Source organism: Achromobacter aegrifaciens (assembly GCF_902859735.1).
GTDB lineage: Bacteria > Pseudomonadota > Gammaproteobacteria > Burkholderiales > Burkholderiaceae_B > Achromobacter > Achromobacter aegrifaciens.
Genome location: NZ_CADIJY010000001.1, coordinates 486,534 through 509,067, shown reverse-complemented (window position 1 = coordinate 509,067; position 22,534 = coordinate 486,534). Strand labels below are relative to the sequence as shown.

17 protein-coding genes are annotated in these 22,534 nt (G+C 66.7%); 5 read left to right on the top strand and 12 right to left on the bottom strand.

Annotated elements, in window-relative coordinates:
• Window positions 1–5 precede the first annotated feature (5 nt).
• Complete coding sequence (locus tag HV766_RS02355) at window positions 6–866, bottom strand: isocitrate lyase/PEP mutase family protein (protein ID WP_175180469.1); 861 nt, start codon at window positions 864–866, stop codon at window positions 6–8.
• 103 nt (window positions 867–969) lie between these two features.
• Here HV766_RS02355 and HV766_RS02350 point away from each other — a divergent pair, with 103 nt between their 5' ends.
• Window positions 970–1,848 carry a LysR family transcriptional regulator gene (locus HV766_RS02350; RefSeq protein ID WP_175180468.1) on the top strand — a complete coding sequence of 293 codons (879 nt, stop codon included), beginning with the start codon at window positions 970–972 and terminating at the stop codon, window positions 1,846–1,848.
• Window positions 1,849–1,882: 34 nt separating this feature from the next.
• Here the strand turns inward: HV766_RS02350 and HV766_RS02345 are convergent, their stop codons facing one another.
• The 4 genes from HV766_RS02345 to HV766_RS02330 all read right to left on the bottom strand — a co-directional run bounded on the left by HV766_RS02345 (window position 1,883) and on the right by HV766_RS02330 (window position 5,435).
• Window positions 1,883–2,698, bottom strand: a complete 816-nt coding sequence (locus HV766_RS02345) for a siderophore-interacting protein (RefSeq protein WP_119451686.1) — start codon at window positions 2,696–2,698, stop codon at window positions 1,883–1,885.
• A 22-nt stretch (window positions 2,699–2,720) separates the two neighbouring features.
• Window positions 2,721–3,482 carry a PadR family transcriptional regulator gene (locus HV766_RS30165; protein ID WP_254593263.1) on the bottom strand — a complete coding sequence of 254 codons (762 nt, stop codon included), beginning with the start codon at window positions 3,480–3,482 and terminating at the stop codon, window positions 2,721–2,723.
• 77 nt (window positions 3,483–3,559) lie between these two features.
• Complete coding sequence (locus HV766_RS02335) at window positions 3,560–4,453, bottom strand: DMT family transporter (RefSeq protein WP_119451769.1); 894 nt, start codon at window positions 4,451–4,453, stop codon at window positions 3,560–3,562.
• A 91-nt stretch (window positions 4,454–4,544) separates the two neighbouring features.
• Entirely contained in the window at window positions 4,545–5,435 is an 891-nt protein-coding gene (locus HV766_RS02330) for a helix-turn-helix transcriptional regulator (RefSeq protein WP_175180467.1), read from the bottom strand.
• A gap of 97 nt (window positions 5,436–5,532) precedes the next feature.
• Here HV766_RS02330 and HV766_RS02325 point away from each other — a divergent pair, with 97 nt between their 5' ends.
• Entirely contained in the window at window positions 5,533–7,008 is a 1,476-nt protein-coding gene (locus HV766_RS02325; protein WP_175180466.1) for an MFS transporter, read from the top strand.
• Here the strand turns inward: HV766_RS02325 and HV766_RS02320 are convergent.
• From HV766_RS02320 to HV766_RS02290, 7 genes are all read right to left on the bottom strand, one after another.
• Window positions 6,989–7,999, bottom strand: a complete 1,011-nt coding sequence (locus tag HV766_RS02320) for a fimbrial protein (protein WP_054458807.1) — start codon at window positions 7,997–7,999, stop codon at window positions 6,989–6,991. The two genes, HV766_RS02325 and HV766_RS02320, sit on opposite strands and share 20 nt — an antisense overlap.
• Window positions 8,000–8,042: 43 nt before the next feature.
• A complete protein-coding gene (locus HV766_RS02315) occupies window positions 8,043–10,622 on the bottom strand; it encodes a fimbria/pilus outer membrane usher protein (protein ID WP_175180465.1) in 2,580 nt (859 codons plus the stop codon).
• A gap of 130 nt (window positions 10,623–10,752) precedes the next feature.
• A complete protein-coding gene (locus tag HV766_RS02310; RefSeq protein ID WP_175180464.1) occupies window positions 10,753–11,520 on the bottom strand; it encodes a fimbrial biogenesis chaperone in 768 nt (255 codons plus the stop codon).
• Between the two features lie 134 nt (window positions 11,521–11,654).
• On the bottom strand, window positions 11,655–12,188 hold the full coding sequence (locus HV766_RS02305) for a fimbrial protein (RefSeq protein ID WP_054458801.1): 534 nt from the start codon (window positions 12,186–12,188) through the stop codon (window positions 11,655–11,657).
• Between the two features lie 441 nt (window positions 12,189–12,629).
• Window positions 12,630–13,400, bottom strand: a complete 771-nt coding sequence (locus HV766_RS02300) for a phytanoyl-CoA dioxygenase family protein (RefSeq protein ID WP_119451679.1) — start codon at window positions 13,398–13,400, stop codon at window positions 12,630–12,632.
• A gap of 5 nt (window positions 13,401–13,405) precedes the next feature.
• Window positions 13,406–14,506: an AI-2E family transporter gene (locus HV766_RS02295; RefSeq protein ID WP_054458797.1), complete on the bottom strand. Its 1,101-nt coding sequence runs from the start codon at window positions 14,504–14,506 to the stop codon at window positions 13,406–13,408.
• A 150-nt stretch (window positions 14,507–14,656) separates the two neighbouring features.
• On the bottom strand, window positions 14,657–15,724 hold the full coding sequence (locus HV766_RS02290) for a LysR family transcriptional regulator (RefSeq protein WP_175180462.1): 1,068 nt from the start codon (window positions 15,722–15,724) through the stop codon (window positions 14,657–14,659).
• 384 nt (window positions 15,725–16,108) lie between these two features.
• Between HV766_RS02290 and HV766_RS02285 the strand changes: the two genes are divergently transcribed.
• From HV766_RS02285 to HV766_RS02275, 3 genes are all read left to right on the top strand, one after another.
• Window positions 16,109–17,305 (top strand): efflux RND transporter periplasmic adaptor subunit, encoded by a 1,197-nt coding sequence (locus HV766_RS02285; protein WP_054458793.1) that lies wholly within the window; start codon window positions 16,109–16,111, stop codon window positions 17,303–17,305.
• Between the two features lie 25 nt (window positions 17,306–17,330).
• Window positions 17,331–20,546 (top strand): efflux RND transporter permease subunit, encoded by a 3,216-nt coding sequence (locus tag HV766_RS02280; RefSeq protein ID WP_054458791.1) that lies wholly within the window; start codon window positions 17,331–17,333, stop codon window positions 20,544–20,546.
• A gap of 73 nt (window positions 20,547–20,619) precedes the next feature.
• On the top strand, window positions 20,620–22,098 hold the full coding sequence (locus tag HV766_RS02275) for an efflux transporter outer membrane subunit (protein WP_175180461.1): 1,479 nt from the start codon (window positions 20,620–20,622) through the stop codon (window positions 22,096–22,098).
• The last annotated feature ends 436 nt before the right edge of the window (window positions 22,099–22,534 follow it).

The following is a 22,534-nucleotide window of genomic DNA, read 5'->3' as shown; positions in this document are numbered from 1 at the left end:
CGCGCTTACTGCGTGTCCAGCGCCAGGTAGCGGCGCGTCTGCACGATCTCCTCCCGCTCCTTGAAGCTGGTGAGCTGATCGGCCAGCGCGCTGCTGTCGCCTGTCTGCTTGATGGCCGCAAGCGTGGCCTGCATGGCGTGGATGGCGGCGCGCTGCAGGTCCGATGGGATGATCGCCAGGCGGTAGCCCATGGCCGCCAGGTCGGCCAGCGGCGTGAGCGGCGTCTTGCCGCCGTAGAACATGTTGATGAGCTTCAGGCCCGGCAGGCGTTCGGCGATGGCGCGGATCTGCTCCAGCGTCTCGGGCGCTTCCACGAAGATCATGTCCGCGCCCGCCTTCAGATAGCGCTCGGCGCGCGAAAGCGCGGCCTCGAAACCTTCGACCGCAATGGCGTCGGTGCGCGCGATCACCAGCGCATCGGGGTCGCTCAGCGTCTGGCGCGCGATGTGCACCTTGCGGCACATTTCCTCGGCGTCCACCAGGCTCTTGTCGTCCAGGTGGCCGCAGCGCTTGGGGAAGGACTGGTCTTCGATATGGAAGGCCGCCACGCCGGCGCGTTCCATGATGCGCACGGTGCGCTCCACGTTGGCCGAACCGCCAAAGCCGGTGTCGGCATCGGCCACCACCGGCAGGCCGCTGGCGTCCACGATCTTTTCCACGCGATCCATGACCTCGGTGAAGCTGAGCAGGCCGATGTCCGGATAGCCGGCTGCGCGCGCGATGGCGCCGCCGCTGGCGTAGACGGCGGAAAAGCCGGCCGCGGCCACCAGCCGGGCCGACATGCCGTCATAGGCGCCGGGCGCCACGACGATGTCGCGGGCCAGGTGCTGGCGCAACAGGGTGCTGGGTTTGATGGGGGCAGTCATGCGGATTCCTTTGCGGGTGTCGTCGATGTGTGCATGATCGGCCCGTCGCAATAGAATGTCCAATATATGGAAAATTCATAATCAATACTTTCAAAGTACCAATATGGAACTGCGCCACCTGCGTTACTTCGTCGCCACCGCCGAGGCCCAGCACTTCACACGCGCGGCCGAGCAGCTGGGCATGGCGCAGCCGCCGCTGTCGCAGCAGATCCGCCAACTGGAGCAGGAAGTCGGCACGCCGCTGTTCGATCGCACCGGGCGTGGCGTTGCGCTGAACGATGCCGGACGCGCATTCCTGGTCTGCGCGCAAGACATCCTGCAGCGGGCAGACGCCGCTGTGCGCACGGCGCAGCGGGCCGCGCGCGGCGAAGTCGGCGAACTGACATTGGGATTCACGGAATCCGCGTCCTTTAGCGGCGTGGTGACGGAACTGATACGGCAGTACCGGCAGCGCTATCCGGACGTGGAGATGACGCTGTCGCAGGGCGATAGCGAAACGCTGGTGGCGCAACTACGCAGCGGCGCGATCGACGCGGCCTTCGTGCGGCCGCCCTTCGCGCTGGATGGCGGCCTGGCGTTCACGCAACTGGCGCAGGAACCGCTGGTGGTGGCGCTGCCGCTGGGGCACGCGTTGGCTCGCCGAAAAAGGCTGGCGCCCGCCGATCTGGAGCAGGAGCGCTTCATCCTGTACTCGCGCAAATCCGGCTATGGACTCAGCGCCGACATCATGGCCGCCTGCCGCCAGCATGGACTGAATCCGCAGATCGGCCAGCGCGCGCCGCAACTGTCGTCGGCGGTGAACCTGGTAGCGGCGGGCATGGGCGTGGCCATCGTACCGGAATCGCTGCGCCATCTGCGCCCCGACGGCGTGGTGTACCGCCCTTTCGCGCTGGACTGGCCGCGCGCGGTGCTGGGCCTCGCAGTGCGCGAGCAAGGCGCGGGCGGACGCGTGCGCAATCTGCTGGCGTTGGCCGGCGGCTGAAGGTCTCTACCCCGCCGCCAGCCGGCGCATCGATTCAGCCTTCGTGCGATTCGTGCACGGCCACGGCGCCGCGTTTCCAGTAGCTGGCGGCGCGGATGCGGCTCTTGTCGACGCCATGCTGCGCCACCATGATTTCCCGCACGGCCTTGGCCGCGGCCGATTCCGCGGCCACCCAGGCATAGCCTTCGCCCGGCGGCAGCGTCAGCTCGCGCGCGGCTTCCAGCAACAGGGTGCTGTAGCCCGCCGCGGTGCCGTTGCGGTGCAGCCAGCGCACCGAAGCCTGCGCTGCGGTAGCCAGCGGGATTTCGTTGGAGGCGTCCGGCACTTCGATCAGCACCAGCGCCTGCGCGCTGGCCGGCAGCTCTTCCAGGCGGCGGGCGATGGCGGGCAAGGCGGTTTCATCGCCGATCAGCACATGCCAGTCAAAGCCCGTGGGCACGACGAAGGAGCCGCGCGGCCCGCCTATGCCCAGCAGCTGGCCCGGCTTGGCCTGTTCGGCCCAGGTGGACGCGGGGCCGTCGCCGTGCAGCACGAAGTCGATGACGAGCTCCTTGCGCGCCGCGTCGAAAAAGCGCGGCGTGTAGTCGCGCGCGGCGGGCTTGGGCGTGTCCTCCGGGAACTTGATGCCGTCCGGGGTCACCACCGGCAGCGCCGGCGGCAGGGACGGATCGGCGGAAAAAAACAGTTTCACGTGGTCGTCGAACGAGGCGGACACGAAGTCCTGCAGCTCGTCGCCGGTGAAGGTGACGCGGGCCATCAGGCCGGCGACGCGTTCGACGCTGACAACGGTCAGCGTGCGCATCTTCAGGTTGTGGCGGACGCGTTCGACATTCAGGTCGTTGCGGGTCATGGATACTCCAGGAATGAGGTCTTCAGGAACAGCTCTGTTCCGTGATGTCGGCAGTGGCGCGGGCCAGGATGGCCGCGATGCGCCGCTGCTCGGCGGGCGAGGCGTCGGTGCGGTCCAGCAGCGCGCGCTTGAGCGCCTGGCGCGCGGCCACGAATTCCGGCAGCCAGCCGGTGGCGGTGTCTTCGCCTTCGGGGCCGACGTTGCGCGGCTGGCCGCTCCAGGCCTGGCGCATCCAGTCCATCTTGCGCGCCACGTGCTTGAGCTTGTTGAACATCAGCGCCAGACGTTCGCGATTGCCGTCCAGGTGCGCACGGCCCGGCTCGGCCAGGTGATAGCGCTTCTTCGCGCCCTCTTGCTCGACGGTGGCATAGCCCAGCTCCTCCAGGTACGTCAGCGCGGGATACACCATGCCGGGGCTGGGCGTGTAGAAGCCGTTGCTGAGCGCACCCAGCGCCTTGATCAGCTCGTAGCCATGGCTGGGATTCTTTTCCAGCAGGCCCAGCAGCATCAGCTGCAGGTCGTCGGCGCTGACTTTGCGGCTGCGGGTCCAGCCGCGGCCGTCGTCGCCGAAACCGCCCCCGAAGCCGCCGCCTTCGCCGCGCTCGTCGGCCGGACCGGAGAACCAGTCCCCGCCCGCGGCGGCGTGGCGCTGGTGGTGGCCATGGCCTTCGCCGTGGTGGCGATGGTGCGCATGGGGATGATGGGAATGGGAATGATCGTGGCGGCCCTGCGGCTTCTGGCGGGCTCGGCGCACGAATGCGGTAAGGAATTGGGCATCACGCATGGTTTACCTCCGATATCTATCGTACGAGTTATATCTTACGACATATATCTTACGATATACCTGCGATAGTCCAGCCGTCAAGCGCGACGTTCGATCACCCCTGCCGCGATCCCGCCCACGATGAGTGCCATGCCCGCCAGCAGCGAGGCGCTGACCGGCTCATGCAGGAACAGGGCCGCGCACAGCAGGCCGAACACGGGCACCCCCAGGAGCCCGATGGCAGTCACGCCTGCGGGCAATGCACGATTTACATTCACGGCAGCCCAGTGCGCCACCGCGATGCCGAACACGCCGGCATAGCCCAGCAGCCATGCCAAGTCGGCGCTCCACGCCACTTGCGGCGGACCTTCGGTTGCGTACGCTACGGCCGACAATACGGCCGAAGCCAACAGGGCCTGCCACAGCGCGAGTTCGAAGGGCGGCGTAACCCAGCGGTGTGCGCGCACGTAGACGATATTGGCCGCCCAGCACAGCGCCGCCAGCAGGATCAGGCCATTGCCCAACAGGGCATCGCGATTGGTCCAGTCGAAGGCCAGCGGATTGAAGATGACGACCAGCCCCAGGATGCCCAGCGCCAGCCCGGCCCGCCGGGCTGGCCCCACTGCCTCCCTCAGGAACAGCCAGGCGCCCGGTATCACCCACAAGGGCGTGGTGTAGGCCAGCACGGCCGAGCGGCCCGCCGGCACGTACAGCATGCCCAGGCTGACCAGCGCGGCAAACGCCCCCATGTGCAGCAGCCCCACGCTGAAAATCACCGGAAGGTCGGCCTTGACCGGCCGGGCCACGCGGCGCAGCGCGAGACCCAGCAACAGCAATGCGGCGGTGCCCGCAATGCTGCGCGCGGCCGCTGCCCAGATAGGCGTCATGTACTGCAACAGCAGCTTGTTGACGATCCAGGTGAAGCCCCAGGCCAGCACCACCACGCCCAGCAGCAGCAAGGCGTGGCGGCGGGAAAGCGCAGTGGTGGACATGGCCGGCGGAAGCATCCGCGAGGACGCGGCGGTATGAAGATGCCCCGACTATAGGAGCCGCCCACCACGGCTCCGTAGACCCACGGCGCGCCTATTCCCTGGTGCCACGTGCGGGCTTGGATCGGGCCGCTACGCGCCCCGCGAGCCAACGCTCGAACGCCGCCGCCTTGGGTTCGTCGGGCGCGGGCGCGTAAACCACCAGCCGCAGGTGCCGGCTCTCGTCCACCGACAAGGTGGAATGCTCGAACGCCAGCGCGCCCAGGGCCGGCAGGCAAAGGCTGCGCAGGCCCATGCAGGACCCGTGCACATCGTGCTCGCGCCACCAGCTCTTGAAGTCCGGCGATACGCGCTCCAGTTCATCCACCAGCTCTCCGACGTCCGGCGCCTGGCCCGCGCTGGCGAAGTCGCGCCGGAATGTGGACAGCATGGCGGGCGCTTGCGCTGGCCAGTCCACGAACAGTTCGCGCATCGCCGGATCCGCGAACAGCATCCACAACAGGTTCCTGCGGCCCGGCGCCTGCGTAGAAAAATTGAACACGCGGTCCGCGGCCGCGTTCCACACCACCACGTCCCAGCGCAGATTGAGGATGTAGGCCGGGCGCGTGGGCAGATCGTCCATCAGGCGGCGCACCTGCGCGGGCACCGTGCACCAGGTGCGGCCCGGTTCCGATGGCGGACGCTGGTGCGCCAGCAGGTAGAGATGACGGCGTTCGGCGGCGTCCAGCTTCAGCACGCGCGCCAGGTTTTCCAGGAAGCCTGCCGACACGCTGATGTTGCGCCCTTGTTCGAACCAGGTGTACCAGGCCAGGCCCACGCCGGCCAACGCGGCCACTTCCTCGCGCCGCAATCCCGGCGTGCGCCGGCGGCCTCCCGCGGGCAGCCCCAGCTCGGCAGGACTGAGCCGTTCGCGGCGCAGCCGCAGAAATTCCGACAGATCGGCGCGGGTGCGCTCCAGGCGCTTGGGGGCTGCGGTTGCGGTCATGAGTCTATTGTACCTGGTAATAGCATAAACAGCTAAATTGTATAAGGCTAAAAGCCTCTCCAGAATAGCGCCCATCCTGACTCCGATGGCGCTTTCCATGTCTTCTTCCACACTCCCCTGCCCTGGAGCGCACGCCGCGCCGCAGCCCGCCCTGGGCCGCCTGGGCCTGGCCGTGCTGCTGTCTGGCGGCTTCATCACGATCTTCGATCTGTTCGTGGTGAACGTCGCCATTCCCAGCATGCAGTCCACCTTGTCCGCCAGCTTCGCGCAGATCAGCTTCATCATCGCCGCCTACGAGCTGGCCTATGGCGTGCTGCTGATCGCGGGCAGCCGGCTGGGCGACCGCCATGGCCGGCGGCGCCTCTTCATGCTGGGCATGGCGGGGTTTGCGCTGGCCTCGGCGCTGTGCGGCCTGGCGCCCACGGCCGACACGCTGATCGCCGCGCGCATCCTGCAAGGCATGGCCGCGGCCATGCTGTTTCCACAGGTGTATGCGTTGATCCGCGTCAGCTATCAGGGCCACGAACGGCGGCGCGCCTTCGGCTTGCTGGGCATGACGCTGGGACTGGCGGCCATCGCCGGACAGGTGCTGGGCGGCTGGATCGTGCATGCCGACCTGTTCGGGCTGGCATGGCGCAGCATCTTCCTGCTCAACGTGCCGCTGGGCCTGCTGGCGTGGCGGCTGGCCCGCCATATCCCGGAATCGCGCGAGCCCTCGGCCGCCGACATGGACTGGCCCGGTTCGGCGCTGGTGGGCGCAGGACTGGCCCTGCTGCTGCTGGCGCTGATAGAAGGTCCCGCGCGCCGCTGGCCCGTGTGGACGGTGGCCTGCGGCGTGGCGGCGCTGATCGCGCTGGCGCTGTTCGTGCGCATGCAGCGGCGTGTCGCGGCCCGCGGCGGCGCGCCGCTAGTTGACATGGCCTTGCTGGCGCAGCCGCGCTTCGCGGCGGGTTGTCTGCTGGTCATGCTGGTGTTCTCCACTGCCAGCGCCATGTTCCTCTGCTATGCGCTGCTGGTGCAGACTGGCTTCGGCCTGGACGCGCTGACGGCCGGCCTGATCTTCGCCCCCGCCAGCGTGGGCTTCGTGGCCGGGTCGATGGCGGCGCCGCGGCTGGTGGCGCGCTTCGGCACGCGTGCCATCGCGCTGGCCGCCCTGCTGTATGGCGGCGCCACGGCAACCTTGATGCTGCGGGTGGAGGCGGCCGGCGCGAGCCTGGCGCCGTGGTCGCTGTTGCCGGCGCTGGTGTGGCTGGGCGCGGCCCAGGGCGCCGTCAACACGCCGCTGGTGAATCTGGCGCTGGGCTTCGTCGACGACCGCCACGCTGGCATGGCGGCCGGCGTGGTGTCGACCTTGCAGCAGGTGGGCGCGGCGCTGGGCGTGTCGGCGGCGGGCATGCTGTACGCCGGCGCACTGGAGGCCCATGCCGCGGTTGGTGCGGCCGAACGTCACGCCCGCGCCTTCGCCAGCGCCATGCAGTTCAACGTCGCGGCGATTCTGGCGGCGGCGGCGCTACTGTGGTGGCTGGGGCGCCGCTTGCGGGCGGCGCGCGCCGCTACTGGTAGCTCATCGTAAACGTGGCGCGGCCATTGGCAGATCCCGCGGTAACAACCGGATCTGTCTGCACATAGCGCGCCGACAACGGAATTGAGAACGTGCCGGTACCCGTGGACACAGAACCCGCGTGCCATTGGTTGACGTTTCCAGCCACTTTGGAATCCGGGCCATAGCCAAGCACCGTGGTTCCCTTCAGAATCTCGATGCCAATACCTCTGGCTTGGGAGTCCGGCGACAACGTCAAAACATTGGAGCGATTGTCGGTATTGGTGGCATCCGTCAGCGTGACATACGCCTCTGCAGACATCCCGGGATCCCCGCCCGAACATTTCAAATCGATGCTGAAGGGCCGCTCGGGCGAGGTGGAGCCCACACCCTTGAAACTAGTTGCAGGGAAGCTCCCCAACGACCTCTTGATAGGTCCAGCCGACGAAACCGAACAGGTGGGTGGCTGCTTCACTTTTACAGTGAGGTCGCCCCATATAAAGACATACGCGTACCTGTTACTGCCGGTAGCCGGGTGCTGATAGTCGTCGGTCATCGTGAATAGGGTCGGACTTGAAATAGTCTTGGAGGTAATCGGTCCCGTCTTGATCAGTTCGTAGATGAAATCGATCCTGGGCAATTCGGCCCCGGAGAATCTACCCGTGCAACTAAAAGGAACGTAGCCCGTGCCGCAGGTGCCCCCCGTCACCTTCGTGCGGATACCGACTCCCGGAATACCAGTCGCGAAAACATTGGGTGCAACCTGCGTACCTGAACCATTGAAGGACATTCTGACGGTGGCGGTAAGACAGGTGCCGGTGCCACTGTGGTAGCCGTTCGCCCAAAAAGCAACCGTTTTCAACACCTGGCCGACCGGCGCATCGGGATCGACAGTAATCTCTGGGCCTCCCGAGAAGGGCGCAGGAATTTGACCGTTGGAACAAAGCGCAGCATAGGCATTGGGAGACAGCGCCAGCAGCAATAGCAGCGCGCCAAATGAATACAGGTTTCGAAGCATTTTCATCTCGCAACTCCGATCGGTAGCGAATAGACAGTTATCTGATTGGTTAATTGCAGCGGATTTCGATCTGCTGATAGGTATCGGCACGCGTGCCTTTCTCCATCGCCGCAAGCTCGTATGCCATGCGGCAAGCATCGCCGGGGTGCTCGCCCCACTTGGCGGTCAACTGGCCGCTATCTTGCAAACCCCGCGCCAGTACACGGCTGGCCTGCCCGACCAGACCGACTTCCACACCATGTTCATCCACCACGCTGGCGCCGAACGGCAGCGGCTTGCCATCGGCTTTCAGCACCTGCAGCATGGCCGACCGCCCCGAGACCGTGGCGTACCGCAGCATCGCGACCGCACCGGCGCGCGGCGCCACCTGCTGGCTGGTGACCTGCAGTTCCACATCGGTGGACAGCCCCTTGGGATCGATTTCCACCGTGTTCATGCGATACGGCGTCAGATGCGGCACGACGGCATATCCACGGCTGTTGACGCGCACGCCCGAGGCATTGAGCAGACGCGCGCCTTCGGCGTCGGGCGCTTCAACGATGCCGAAGGTTTCCGAAAGCGGCTGCGACAGCGTAAGGCCGCCCGGATGCGCGACGAGCGCCCCGCGCACGCCTACCGAGCTTTGCGAATAGCCCGTACCCACGCCTGCGCTGCCCGTGAATTCGGCGACCGGCGCGCGGTAAAGCACGCTGGCGCTGCCGCCGTTCATGCTGTCGCCCGAACCGCCGGAAGCATGGTCGGCGCTAAGGCTGTAGGACAGATCATTGTCCTCGCCCGTGGAGCCGGACAACGTGCTTTGCACCCGCAAGCGGCCGTCGGAGTCGCGTCCGGCATTGGTCGACAGGCTGAGCGGATTGCTCTTGCCCAGCGGAATGCTGATGGTCGCGTAGACCGCGGTGCCCATCTGCTGTCGGCTGTCGCGCTGACGCTGGACGCTGATGTTGTAGCCCACGGTCTTGTACCGGTTCGCATAGGCGATGCTGTAGTTCACGTCGCGGCCATCGCGGTTCCAATGGTCCACGCCCGAGGCGGTCAGGTTGATGCTGCCGCGCTGCCCGCCCAACTGCTGGCTCAGCATGATCGAGGCGCGGTTGCGCTCGCGCACCATGCTGCCGGTATAACGGTACTGGCCATAGCCGTAGAGCGAATTCATGGCTTCGTTCAGGCCGTAGAAGCCGCTGGTGGAATAGCGGTACGCCGCGATGGAGACGTTGGTGCCAGTGTTGGGCAGGTTCTTTGCATAGCTGGCGCGCATGCTGGTGCCGGTATGCGTGGCGTCTGCCTGCGACAGGCGCGACTGGGTCGCGTCCAGGCCGAACGCTCCGGCCGACGTATTCAGGGCCCCGCCCAACAAGACCGAGGTGTAGTTTTGCGCCACCGTGGCGCCGGCATAACCCGTGACCAGATTGGACAGGCCGCGTTGGTAAGTAGCCTGCAGGAAATGCGGGCTTTTCGACAATTGCTTGTTGCGCACGGCGCCGCCGACCACGCTATAGCGGCTCACGCCCGGGCGCAGCGACATCGGCACGGCGGCGTAGGGCACCGAAAACCTGCGCACGCTGCCGTCGGCTTCCTGCACCGACACATCCAGGTCGCCGCCGTAGCCGGTGGCGTACAGGTCGGTGATTTCAAAGGCCCCCGGCGCCACCGTGGTTTCGTAAATAACGACCGAGTTCTGCCGGATGGTGACCCGCGCGTTGCTGTTGGCCATGCCGCGCACCACGGGCGCGTAGCCGCGCATCGAGTCGGGCAGCATGCGATCGTCGCTGGCCAGGCGTACGCCCTTGAAGGGCGTGGACTCGAACAGTTCGCCGCTGGTATAGGCTTCGCCCAAGGTGAGTTGGGACGACAGCGCAACGATTTCGCGCTGCGCGTAAGTCGAGATGTTCTGGTACTGGCGCTGGCCCTGGGAATCGAAAGAATAGGAGCCGTTGTGGCGCAGACGCCAATCACCCAGGTTGACGCCCGCGCGCAAGCCCAGATAGCCCTGCCGCTGCGTGCCGCCAAACGCCTTGTTGCGGTAGTTGTACAGGTTGAAGTCGTAATCGACCATGGCCGCGTTGACGCCTGAGTCCCATAGTTCCGGACTGACGTAACCGCGGGCGTGGCGGCTCATGGAGGCCTGGGGAATGCTGAGGTCCAGGCGCTGGTCGCCGAAGTCGAAATCGCTGCCGGCGTCCGCGGCGATCTCGTCCAGGCGCAGGCTGGCGTCTTGCGCCAGCTTTGCGGTCGCCTCGGCGGGCAGCTTGCCCAGGTCAACGCCGATGCGCTGCAACAGCTGACGGTCGAACACGGGCTGCGCCGCCGCCTCGCCGGCAACCGCCGCGAACGGCACATCGACGCGGCCCACATAGCTTTGGTTGATGAACAAGTCCACCGAATAGTTGCCGGGCGCGGCCATGTTTCCCTTGGCGAAGCGCGACAGGTCGGTGCGCTGGCCCGAACCGCCCATCAGGAAAGCATCCTCGAATTCCACCGAAGCCACCATCGTTCCGGATGCGTCGGCCTCGGCGGCCTGCGCCACCCGCTCATGCGCAACCAGGGCCACCAGCAGTGCCGCGCAAAGAGGGGTCAGACGCAGACTGACGCTATCTCGCGTATGCAGGAGCTTCGAAAGGGTTTTCTTCATGACGGCGGAGCTGAAAGAGTGGATTCGATGAAAACGCTGGACAACACTCTCCCCGCGGATGCCGTTGCCAGCATCCATCACTAAGGGAGTTTGGTGAGATGGGCGCCGCGCGCTTGCGCGGCCTTGCGACCTAGCGCAGGGAGGACGCGGGTCCCGACATGAGCGGCAGGGAGCCTTCGACGTTCGCGCCCCAGTCGTTGATGCTGTTGAACTTGACCTGGGCACCGCCTGCCGGCGCCGATGTCATTCCCGCGAGGGGAAACAACGTGGAGTCGCCCGGCTTGACGTAACCGGCTCCGGCATCGAAGGTCTGGCCGCCAGACTGCAGGCTGATCTTGCCCAGGTTCACGACATAGGGCGTGGGATTGCTGGCCTTCAGCGCATAGCCTTTGCCGGCCGCGGCGGGAGCGACCTCCCAACGCAGCTGCGCCGGCGCCTCGTCTGCCTGGCCCGGCAGGCCTTGCGGGCGATACATCACCTTGATGCGCGTGCGAAAGGCAAGCTGCAGGCGATTGGCGTCTTCGCCGGCCTGAGCCTTGGGCGGGACTTCCAGCACGTTAAGCCAGTACATGCTTTCCTTATCCTGCGGCATCGATTCCTTGGTGTGGATCAGACGCAGGGTCTGCCCCTTGCCGGGATCCACGCGGAAGATGGCGGGCGTCAGCACGAAGGGGACCTTCAGCGTTTCCGGCGCGTCGGTGATGCTGCCGTCGTCCAGCCACGACTGAACCAGGGCAGGCGTACGGCCGTCGTTGCTCAGCTTGATGGTGACTTCGCGCTCCTGCGCCGGATAGATCACACGCGTGCTGGCAATAACGACGCTGGCCTGCGCCTGGAGTGCAAAACAGCCCGCGGCAAGCGTTGCGGCGGCCATCAGGGTGCGGCGTAGAGTTTTCATGATGTAGCCCTTGGTGGTGGATGCTGCGTCTATGGTCGGTTTCCTTCCAAGCCGTCTCGGGGAGCGGGGTGAGACGGCTTGCAGGGAAACACCTGTCTCGGCGGCCCCGGGGAGGCAGCCGCCGAGTCGGCGCATTACTCGTAGGAGATCGAGTACTGCACGCGCGAGTTGGCGGCGCCGGCGGTGGCGTTGCCCAGCGAGTGGTACTCGACGAAGTAGTCCAGGTCAGCCTTGCCGCCGGACAGCGTCACGGTCTGCGAGTTCTGCTGGCCGATGGCCGCGCCGGCCATGATTTCGCCGAACGAGTTGTTCAGCAGGCCCAGTTCGACTTTCTCGGCGCCGCCGGCGTCAACGATCAGACGGCCGGTGGTTTGCGAAACGGTGGGGCCGCCTTCGAAGTGGACCGAAACCGGCTGGTCGGTGGTGCAGCTGCTCAGCGCGATCTTGAACGGCGTACGGCCGGCGGTGGCGCCTGCGGTTTCCAGCGTCTTGGCCGACACGGTGGGCAGGGCCACGGTGAAGTTCTCGCCGCCGTTGCCGCCGTTGATGACGCAGGTGTTGGCGGTGATGTTGCCGGTGAATTCGATGGTGCCGTCGGCGGCGTGGGCGCTGGCGAAAGAGGCGAGGCCGGCGATGGCCAGAGCAGCGGTCAGGAGGGTCTTTTTCATGATGAGTCTTTTAAGTTGGGGTTTTTGAGGTGAGGGAAATCGCCTTTGCGGGCGGATCTTTGCTGCGTGCGCTAGTGCATGAGGGACCGTTGGGGACAGGTCTTTTTCAGCTCGCGTACTCAACAACTGCATCGTAGATTTCGCAGCGCAGGCCGCCCATCGGGCTAGTCCTCTCCGATCCGGGCAAGACATAGGACTAGGCCCATTTTTTGGCGCAGGCCCTCTCAGCACCGGAAAAAGCGCCCGCAGCCGAGCCCGCCAGCGAGCGGGCGCAGTGGTCGACAATCAAGGGGAAAGATCCCGTCAGGACACGAACCCGGACCGGGAAAGTCGGCGCATGCGGGGCCGCGCCCGGAAAGATTTCAGGCGGACAGCACGGGCCGCAGTAGCGGCTGATCGAGAAAGGAACAGCGCCGCAGAATGCGGCGCTGACTCAGAGCATCAGGCGGCCGGGACCGTCAGCGGCACGCCCGGCTGGCTGGCCGAGCGCGTACCCGGCAGCGGATGACAGGACTGTGGATGGTAGGTATGCACCAGCGACAGCTTCACGCGGTCGCTGGCGTTGCCCTGGGCGGCATGCAGGGTGCGGCAATGGAAGAACACCACGTCGCCCGCCTGCAGTTCGGGGCAGACCGCGCGGGCGATCCACTCGGCGTTCTGGGGCGCGTCGTCGCGGAAGAACTTCTGCTGGTCGAACTGTTCCGGCGCGAAGGCGGCCGCGTGCGAACCCGGGATGAAGGACAGGCCGCCGTTGGCGCGCGTTTCCGGGCCCAGCGCCAGCCAGGTGGACACCAGATCGGTGTCGGAAAACGACCAATAGCGGATGTCCTGGTGCCAGCCGGTCAGGCTGCCATAGGCCGGATGCTTGGTCATCACGCAGTTGTGATGCACGGTGGACAGCACCGGCGTTTCGCCGAAGTAGCGTCCCAGCCACTGGCCGATGCGGGAATCGGCGGCCCATTGCGCGAACAAGGGGTCGCGGCCATAGGCGCCGAGCAGGCGCCGCACGGTCAGCCCGCCTTCGGCCGCGCGCGACTCGGGCGCGCCGGGATAGCGCAGGTCGGCTTCGTATTCGATGGGCGCGACGTGGTCGCGCAAATGGCGTTCGGCAACGGCGCGCAGCGCCGCCACCTGTTCCGGGCTGGCGAACTGGCGCGCCACCACGAAGCCCTGCTCGCGCAGGACGGCTATTTGGTCATCAGGCAACAACATGGCATTCAAGCAGCAGGGGGTTGGGCGGGAGGATTGATGCGGGCGGCATCGCGTTCCTGCACCTCATGGTGCACCCATTCGCGCCACACCGCCACCAGCAGGGCCATCAGCACGGGGCCGACGAACAGCCCGACGATGCCCATCGTCTTCACGCCCCCCACCAACCCGAAGAAGGTCGGCAGGAAAGGCAGCTTGACCGGCCCGCCCACCAGCCGCGGACGCAGGGTCTTGTCGACGATGAAGAGTTCCACGCTGCCCCACACCATCAGCGCGATGCCCGCCACCAGATGGCCCGAGCCGACCAGATAGAGCGACACCAGCGTGAACGACAGCGGCGCGCCGCCGGGTATCAGCGCCATGAAGCCGGTGACCACGCCCAGCAGCACGGGCGACGGCACGCCCGCCACCCAGTAGGCGATGCCCAGCACCACGCCCTCGCCCAGGGCGATCAGGCCCATGCCGGTGACGGTGGAGTTGATGGTGGCCGGCACCACGCGCGAAAAGCGCTGCCAGCGGGCAGGCAGGATGCGTTCGCCCAGCACGTCCAGCTGGGCCACCATGCGGATGCCGTCCTTGTAGACGAAGAACAGCGTGATCAGCATGAACAGCACGGTCAGCAGCAACTGGAACACATTGCCCGTGGCCGCCAGGACCATCCGGTAGATATTGCCCAGATGCTCGCCGCTGACGGCCTCGACCAGGGCGCCCAGCGCATGGGGCTGGCCGATATAGGATTCCCAGTACTGGCTCAGGCGCTCGCCCACTACAGGCATGGAGGTGATCCAGTTGGGCACGGCCACGCCATGGCGGTTGGCGGCGATGGCCCAGGCGAAGAAGGTACTGGCTTCCTTGATGGCGTAGGACAGCGCGAACGACATCGGCACGATCAGCACGACGATCACCACCAGCAGCGCCAGCGAGGCTGCCAGCGCGTTGCGGCCGCCGCAGCGCGCGACCAGCCGCTGGTACAAGGGCCAGCTGGCCAGGCCGATGATGAGTGCGGCGAGCGCGGGGACCAGGAAACCGCTGAGGAAGTACACCCCCGCCAACAGCACGAGCAACAAAAGCCAACGGGCGATCAGGTAAGCGGGTAGTACAGGCTGCATGGAGCGGATCGACAGTAAGGACGTTGTAGGCTTTGACTGTCGGACTATACAGACGTTTCATGCAATTCGAGGGACGCAAGGTCTGTATTTACTACGGGGTTTCCCGTGATTCCCCAGGTGGAGGGCGGATCCGCCCCCCACGCCATGCGCTTACAACGCGTACTCCGCGGCCTCTTCGCGCGCGGTACGGCGGCGCGGCGGCAGGTATTCCTCCAGCGCAGGCCTGGGCGCGGCGGACGACGCGGCGTTCGCCTGGCCGGCCCCGCGGGCGTAGACGCTGCAGCTGGCCGCGGCCGGATCGGTCTCGTCGCGGCCGCTCAGTAGCGGGCAGCTGGCGAACAATTCAGCGGCCCAGTCGGTGAAGGCGCGCACCTTGGGCGACAGCTGGCGGCTTTGCGGATACAGCACCGAAATCGCGGTGGGGCTGGGCTTCCATTGCGGCAGCACCTCGATGAGTTCGCCCGATTGCAGGTGCGGCAGCGCCATGTAACGCGGTGTCTGGATCAAGCCGAAGCCCTTGAGCCCGCAATCCAGGTAGGCGCCGGATTCGTTCACCGACACCACGCCCTTCATTTCGACTTCCTGGTGCTTGCCGTCGACCCGGAAATCCCAGGCGCAATTGCGGCCGGTACGGCTGGAGAAATAGTGCACGGCGTGATGGTCGCGCAGTTCGTCGATGCTCTGCGGCAAGCCATGGCGCGCCACATAGGTGGGCGAGGCGCAGGTCACGCTCTGCAGCGTGCCGATGCGGCGCGCGACCAGGCTGGAATCCTCCAGGTCGCCGGCGCGGATCACGCAATCCACGGCCTCCTGCACCATGTCGACCGGGCGGTCGCCCAGGCCCAGCACCAGCTCCACGTCGGGGTATTTGTCGTGGAAATCACACAATGAGGGGATCAGGATCAGCCGCCCGATGCAGGTTGGGGCATCGATGCGCAGCCTGCCCTTCAGGCGCAGGGCCGCTTCCTGGAAGCAGGCCTCGGTTTCCTCGACGTCGGCCAGAATGCGCACGCAGTGCTGGTAATAGCCCGCGCCGTCGGGCGTCAGGCCGATACGGCGCGTGGTGCGGTTGAGCAGGCGCACGCCCAAGAGGCGTTCGAGGTTCTGGATGATGGTGGTGACGGTGGTGCGCGGAAGCGAGAGGCTGTCGGCCGCCCGGGTGAAGCTATTGGCGTCCACGACGCGCACAAACACCTGCATAGCCTGAAAACGGTCCATGGCGACGGTGTCCTTTAGGGGAAATAGTCGGTGTGGACGGAGCATAACCCGATTTCGGCATTGATTAGTCGATCCTTACGACTAGTGTTGCCGAAACATCAGGGTTTATCCGACCCCCTAAACCGCTCAGAATGCAAACCATCTTGAAGTGCCCTTGCCGCCAGGCGCCATCAAAGGGCAAGCCTATCCTCAGATTCCGGCACCCGCAAAGACCCGCCCCGATCAGGCGCCTTTGCCTGGGATGCGCAGCAGCATTGCATGCTGCATTGCAGCATTTCCGCCGGATCCCGAGGACAGGCCTGCCCCAGGCCGCCGCAGCCGCCTCCGCCCCCAGGCTCATCCAGGCAAGCGCGCTTTCGCCCCATCATCTCTCAAGGAAACACCATGGTTTCGCGCAATCGTATTGCTGTGCTCGCCGTCTTTGCCGCCATCGTCGCCGCTGGCGGCGGTTATGCCCTCTTCCGCGCTCCCGCTGGCGCCAATGCGGCGCAGGCGCAGACTGCCCCCACGGCGCCGCCAGTCGAAGTGGCCGAGGTCCTGAACAAGACCATCGTGGACTGGCAGCGCTACTCCGGCCGCCTGGAAGCCATCGACCGCGTCGACATCCGTCCCCTGGTGTCGGGCACCCTGACCGCCGTGCACTTCCAGGACGGCAGCATCGTCAAGAAGGGCGACGTGCTCTTCACCATCGACCCGCGTCCCTACGCGGCCGAGGTGGACCGCGCCGCCGCCGCCCTGACCGCCGCGAAGGCCCGCGCCTCGTATACCGCCAGCGAACTGGCCCGCGGCCAGCGCCTGCTGACAGACAACGCCATCGCCCGCCGCGATTTCGAGGAAAAGCAGAACGCCGCACGCGAAGCCGCCGCCAACCTGCAAGGCGCCCAGGCGGCGCTGGACTATGCCAAGCTGAACCTCGGCTACACCCGCATCGAAGCCCCGGTGGACGGCCGCGTGTCGCGCGCCGAGGTCACGGTGGGCAACGTGGTGGCGGCTGGCGCCGGCTCCGTGCCGCTGACCCGCCTGGTGTCGGTGTCCAAGATGTACGCATCGTTCGACGTGGATGAACAAACCTTCCTGCGCTATGTGAACCCTGCGCGCGGCGGCCGCGCCGGCGCCGTGCCGGTGGAGCTGGGCCTGGCCAACGAGGAAGGCTATTCGCGCACCGGCGTCGTGCAGTCCGTGGACAACCGCCTGGACACCACCTCCGGCACGATCCGCGTGCGCGCCGAGTTCGACAACGCCGACGGCCAGCTGCTGCCCGGCCTGTACGCCCGCGTCCGCCTGGGCGGCAGCGAACCGCGGCAGGCCGTGCTGATCGACGAAAAGGCCATCGGCACCGACCAGGACAAGCGCTACGTGCTGGTGCTGGACGACAAGAACCATGCCGTCTACCGCCAGGTCAAGCTGGGCGCCAACCAGGAAGGCCTGCGCGTGGTCGATTCGGGCCTGGCCGCCGGCGAACGCATCGTCGTCAACGGCCTGCAGCGCATCCGTCCCGGCGATGCCGTGACCCCCACCGTCGTCCCCATGGTTGCGGCCCAACGCAACCCGGTCAAGACCGCCTCGGCCACCCTGAACTGAGCCGGCGCGTCTAACGAGAACGTCCATGAATATCTCGAAATTCTTCATCGACCGGCCGATCTTCGCCGGCGTGCTGTCGGTCCTGGTGCTGCTGGCGGGCCTGCTGGCCATGTTCCAGCTGCCCATCTCCGAGTATCCGGAAGTGGTGCCGCCGTCCGTGGTCGTGCGCGCGCAGTATCCAGGCGCCAACCCCAAGGTCATCGCCGAAACCGTGGCCTCGCCGCTGGAGGAATCCATCAACGGCGTCGAGGACATGCTGTACATGCAGTCGCAGGCCAACAGCGACGGCAACCTGACCCTGACGGTCAACTTCAAGCTGGGCGTGGACCCGGACAAGGCGCAGCAGCTGGTGCAGAACCGCGTGTCGCAAGCGCTGCCGCGCCTGCCGCCGGACGTGCAGCGCCTGGGCGTGACCACGGCCAAGAGCTCGCCCACGCTGACGCTGGTGGTGCACCTGATCTCGCCCAATGACCGCTACGACATCACCTACCTGCGCAACTACGCGATCCTGAACGTCAAGGATCGCCTCGCCCGCATCACCGGCGTGGGCGAAGTGACGGTGTGGGGCTCGGGCAACTATTCCATGCGCGTCTGGCTGGACCCGCAGAAAGTCGCCCAGCGCGGCATGACCGCGAGCGAAGTTGTCGCCGCCATCCGCGAACAGAACGTGCAGGTCGCCGCCGGCGTCATCGGCGCGTCCCCCACGCTGGGTGACGTGCCGCTGCAGCTGAACGTGAATGCCCGCGGCCGCCTGCAGACCGAAGAGGAATTCCGCGACATCATCCTGAAGACCTCGCCCGATGGCGCGGTGACCTACCTGTCGGACGTGGCCCGCGTGGAACTGGACGCGCAGGAATACGGCTTGCGGTCGCTGCTGGACAACAAGCAGGCGGTGGGCATGGGCATCATGCAGTCGCCCGGCGCCAACGCGCTGGACGTGTCCAGCCAGGTGCGCGCCGCCATGGCCGAGCTGTCGCAGGACTTCCCGCCGGGCGTGGAATACCGCATCGAATACGACCCCACCCAATTCGTGCGCGCCAGCATCAAAGCCGTGGTGACCACGCTGCTGGAAGCGATCGCCCTGGTGGTGCTGGTGGTGATCCTGTTCCTGCAGACCTGGCGCGCGTCCATCATCCCGCTGCTGGCGGTGCCCGTGTCCATCGTGGGGACCTTCGCCCTGCTGCTGATGTTCGGCTATTCCATCAACGCGCTGTCGCTGTTCGGCATGGTGCTGGCCATCGGCATCGTGGTGGACGACGCCATCGTGGTGGTGGAAAACGTGGAGCGCAACATCGCCGCAGGCCTGAGTCCGCGCGATGCGACCTATCGCGCCATGCGTGAGGTCAGCGGCCCCATCATCGCCATTGCGCTGACGCTGTGCGCGGTGTTCGTGCCACTGGCCTTCATGACGGGCCTGACCGGCCAGTTCTACAAGCAGTTCGCCATGACCATCGCCATCTCGACGGTGATCTCGGCCTTCAACTCGCTGACCCTGTCGCCCGCGCTGTCGGCCATCCTGCTCAAGAGCCACCACGACAAGCCCGACTGGCTGACCCGTGGCATGAACCGCGTCTTCGGCCGCTTCTTCAACTGGTTCAACAATATGTTCGGCCGCGCGTCCGAGTCGTACGGCACGGGCGTCACCAAAGTGATCCGCCGCAAGGCCAGCGCCATGGGCGTGTACGCCGTGCTGGTGGCCGCCACCGTCGGCGTCTCCTATCTGGTGCCCGGCGGCTTCGTGCCCGCGCAGGACAAGCAGTACCTGATCGCCTTCACGCAGCTGCCCAACGGCGCCTCGCTGGACCGCACGGACGCGGTGATCCGCCGCATGAGCGACATCGCCCTGAAGGAACCCGGCGTACAGAGCACCATCGCCTTCCCCGGCCTGTCGATCAACGGCTTCACCAATAGTTCGAGCGCCGGCATCGTGTTCGTCATGCTCAAGCCCTTCGAAGAGCGCAAGAACGCCGCGCTGTCGGGCGACGCCATCGCGGGCTCGCTCAACCAGAAGTTCGCGGCCATCCAGGACTCGTTCATCGCCGTGTTCCCGCCTCCGCCCGTGATGGGCCTGGGCACGCTGGGCGGTTTCAAGTTCCAGATCGAAGACCGCAGCGCCGCCGGCTACGCCGCACTGGACAAGGCCAAGCAAGCCTTCCTGGAAAAGGCGCGCCAGACGCCGGAACTGGGCCCCGCCTTCTCCAGCTATGAGATCAACGTGCCGCAGCTGGACGTGGACCTGGACCGCGTCAAGGCCAAGCAACTGGGCGTGCCGGTGACGGAAGTCTTCGACACCATGCAGATCTACCTGGGCTCGATGTATGTCAACGACTTCAACCGTTTCGGCCGCGTCTTCCAGGTGCGGGCGCAAGCCGACGCGCAATTCCGCGCGCACGCCGACGACATTCTGCAACTGAAGACCCGCAACGTCGCCGGCGAAATGGTGCCGCTGTCCTCGCTCGTCACCGTCAACCAGACCTTCGGCCCGGAAATGGTGGTGCGCTACAACGGCTACACCGCCGCCGACATCAACGGCGGTCCGGCGCCCGGCTACTCGTCCGACCAGGCCCAGGCCGCGGCCGAGCGCATCGCCGCCGAGACCCTGCCGCGCGGCATGAAGATGGAGTGGACCGACCTGACCTACCAGCAGATCCTGGCGGGCAACGCGGGCCTGTGGGTGTTCCCGATCAGCGTGCTGCTGGTGTTCCTGGTGCTGGCCGCGTTGTACGAAAGCCTGACCCTGCCGCTGGCCGTGATCCTGATCGTGCCGATGAGCATCCTGGCCGCGCTGACGGGCGTCTACCTGACCGGCAACGACAACAACATCTTCACGCAGATCGGCCTGATGGTGCTGGTGGGCCTGTCGGCGAAGAACGCGATCCTGATCGTGGAGTTCGCCCGCGAACTGGAAATGAACGGCCGCAGTCCGCTGGACGCCGCCATCGAGGCCAGCCGCCTGCGCCTGCGCCCCATCCTGATGACGTCCATCGCGTTCATCATGGGCGTGGTGCCGCTGGTGCTGTCCTCGGGCGCGGGTTCTGAAATGCGCCAGGCCATGGGCATCGCGGTGTTCTTCGGCATGCTGGGCGTGACCCTGTTCGGCCTGTTCCTGACCCCCGTGTTCTACGTGCTGCTGCGCACGCTGGGCGGCAAGACGCTGCACTCCGCCGCGCCGCACGAGGCTCCCGTGTGCGTCCCGCACGTGGCCCCGAACGCGCAACCCGCCCAGCAACATCACGCCTGAGCCGGCTCACCACAGTAGCTAGACAGCGCCTTCCGCCCCCTAGGCGGAAGGCGCCCACAAGAGAATAGTCATCATGATCAAAAGACTGACCCGCGGTTCCGCCCTGCTTGCCGTCCTGCTCGTGCTGGCCGGCTGCGCGGTGGGCCCCACCTACGAACGCCCCTCGGCCGCGGTGCCCGCGGCCTTCAAGGAAGCCGCCCTGCCCGCTTCCGAGGCCGGCACCTGGAAGACCGCCGAACCGTCGGAAGACGCGCTGCGCGGCGCCTGGTGGAAAGTGTTCGGCGACGAAGGGCTGAACCAGCTGCAGGAAGAAGCCCAAAAGGCCAACCAGAACCTGCAGGCCGCCGCCGCCCGCCTGACCCAATCGCGCGCGCTGCAACGCGAAGCCCGCGCCGGCTTCTTCCCCAACCTGGACGCCGCCTTCGGCCCCAACCGCCAGCGCCCCTCGGCCGTGTCGCAGGGCCTGCCCGACGGCACCTCGACCAGCCCGGTCACGACTTGGCGCGCCCAAGGTGCCGTTTCCTACGAAGCCGACCTGTTCGGCCGCGTCGCCTCCACCTACGACGCCGCCAGCGCCGACGCCCAGCAAAGCGAGGCCCTGTACCGTTCCGTGCTGCTGGCCCTGCAGGCCGACGTCGCCACCACCTACTTCCTGGTGCGCGAACAGGACGCCGAATCGCAGCTATACCGCCAGACGGTCAAGCTGCGCACCGACACCCTGCAACTGATCCAGCGCCGCTACGACGCCGGCGACATCAGCGAACTCGACCTGGCCCGCGCCAAGGCCGAACTTGCCAGCGCGCAATCCGAAGCCCTGGGCATCGACCGCCGCCGCGCCGCCTCCGAGCACGCGCTGGCCGTGCTGCTGGGGCGCGCCCCGTCAGACTTCGCCATGCCCGAGCAGCCCATCCAGAAGGTCGCGCTGTCGATCCCCGCCGGCCTGCCATCCACGCTGCTGGAACGCCGCCCCGACATCGCCGCCGCCGAACGCGCCATGGCCGCCGCCAACGCCCGCATCGGCGCTGCCAAGTCCGCGTTCTTCCCGCGCCTGGACATCACCGGCGCCTTCGGCTACGAGTCCTCGGACCTGGGCAACCTGTTCCAGTGGTCCAGCCGCACCTTCCTGCTGGGCCCGCTGGTCGGCGCCGCGCTGTCCATGCCCATCTTCGACGGCGGCCGCCGCCAGGCCGGCCTGGACCGCGCCCGCGCCGTCTACGAGGAAGACGTCGCCGTCTACCGCCAGACCGTGCTGAACGCGTTCCGCGAAGTGGAAGACAACCTGGCCAACCTGCGCATCCTGGCCGACCAGACCAAGGCGCAAGACGCAGCCGTCGACGCAGCCGCCCGCGCCGCCAAGCTCTCGCACACGCAGTACCGCGAAGGCTCCATCAGCTACCTGGACGTCATCGAAGCCGATCGCAGCGTCCTGCTGCAGCAACGCGTCGCCGTGCAGCTCAGCGGTGAACAAGCGCGCTCGGCCGTAGGCCTGATCCGCGCAATTGGCGGCGGCTGGGAGAACGCGGTGCCGCCGGAAACGGTGGCATCGAAGTAAGAGGCAGGCGCGCCACGGGCAAGACACGGCAGCCCGTTGGCACCAGTTCGGAGCGCCCGCGGCAGCAATCGCAATCGCTGTCGGTGTCACGGGCGCAGTAGCAGTAGCAGTAGCAAGACCAAACGTAAGCCCCAGATCGGCCGCCCGCGCGGCCGATCTGGGGCGGGCCCCGCAAGATCTTCCGCCAACCGCTACCGGCGCCAAGAACGCCAAGCAAACCACCCGCCCCAGCGCCCGTAAAGATCCAACCAGCCGAGCCAGTCGCGTCGGGGGCCGGCGGGGCGCGGGGCGTCGATAAGCCCGACGGAATCCGAAGGAACCGCCGCAGGCGGTGACGAGGATGAGGATGGGGAAGTCCGGAGCGAACGCTCCGGACCGCAATCGTTGCCCCGCGTCCCGCCGGCCCCCGACGCGACTGGCGTCTTAAGAACCAACA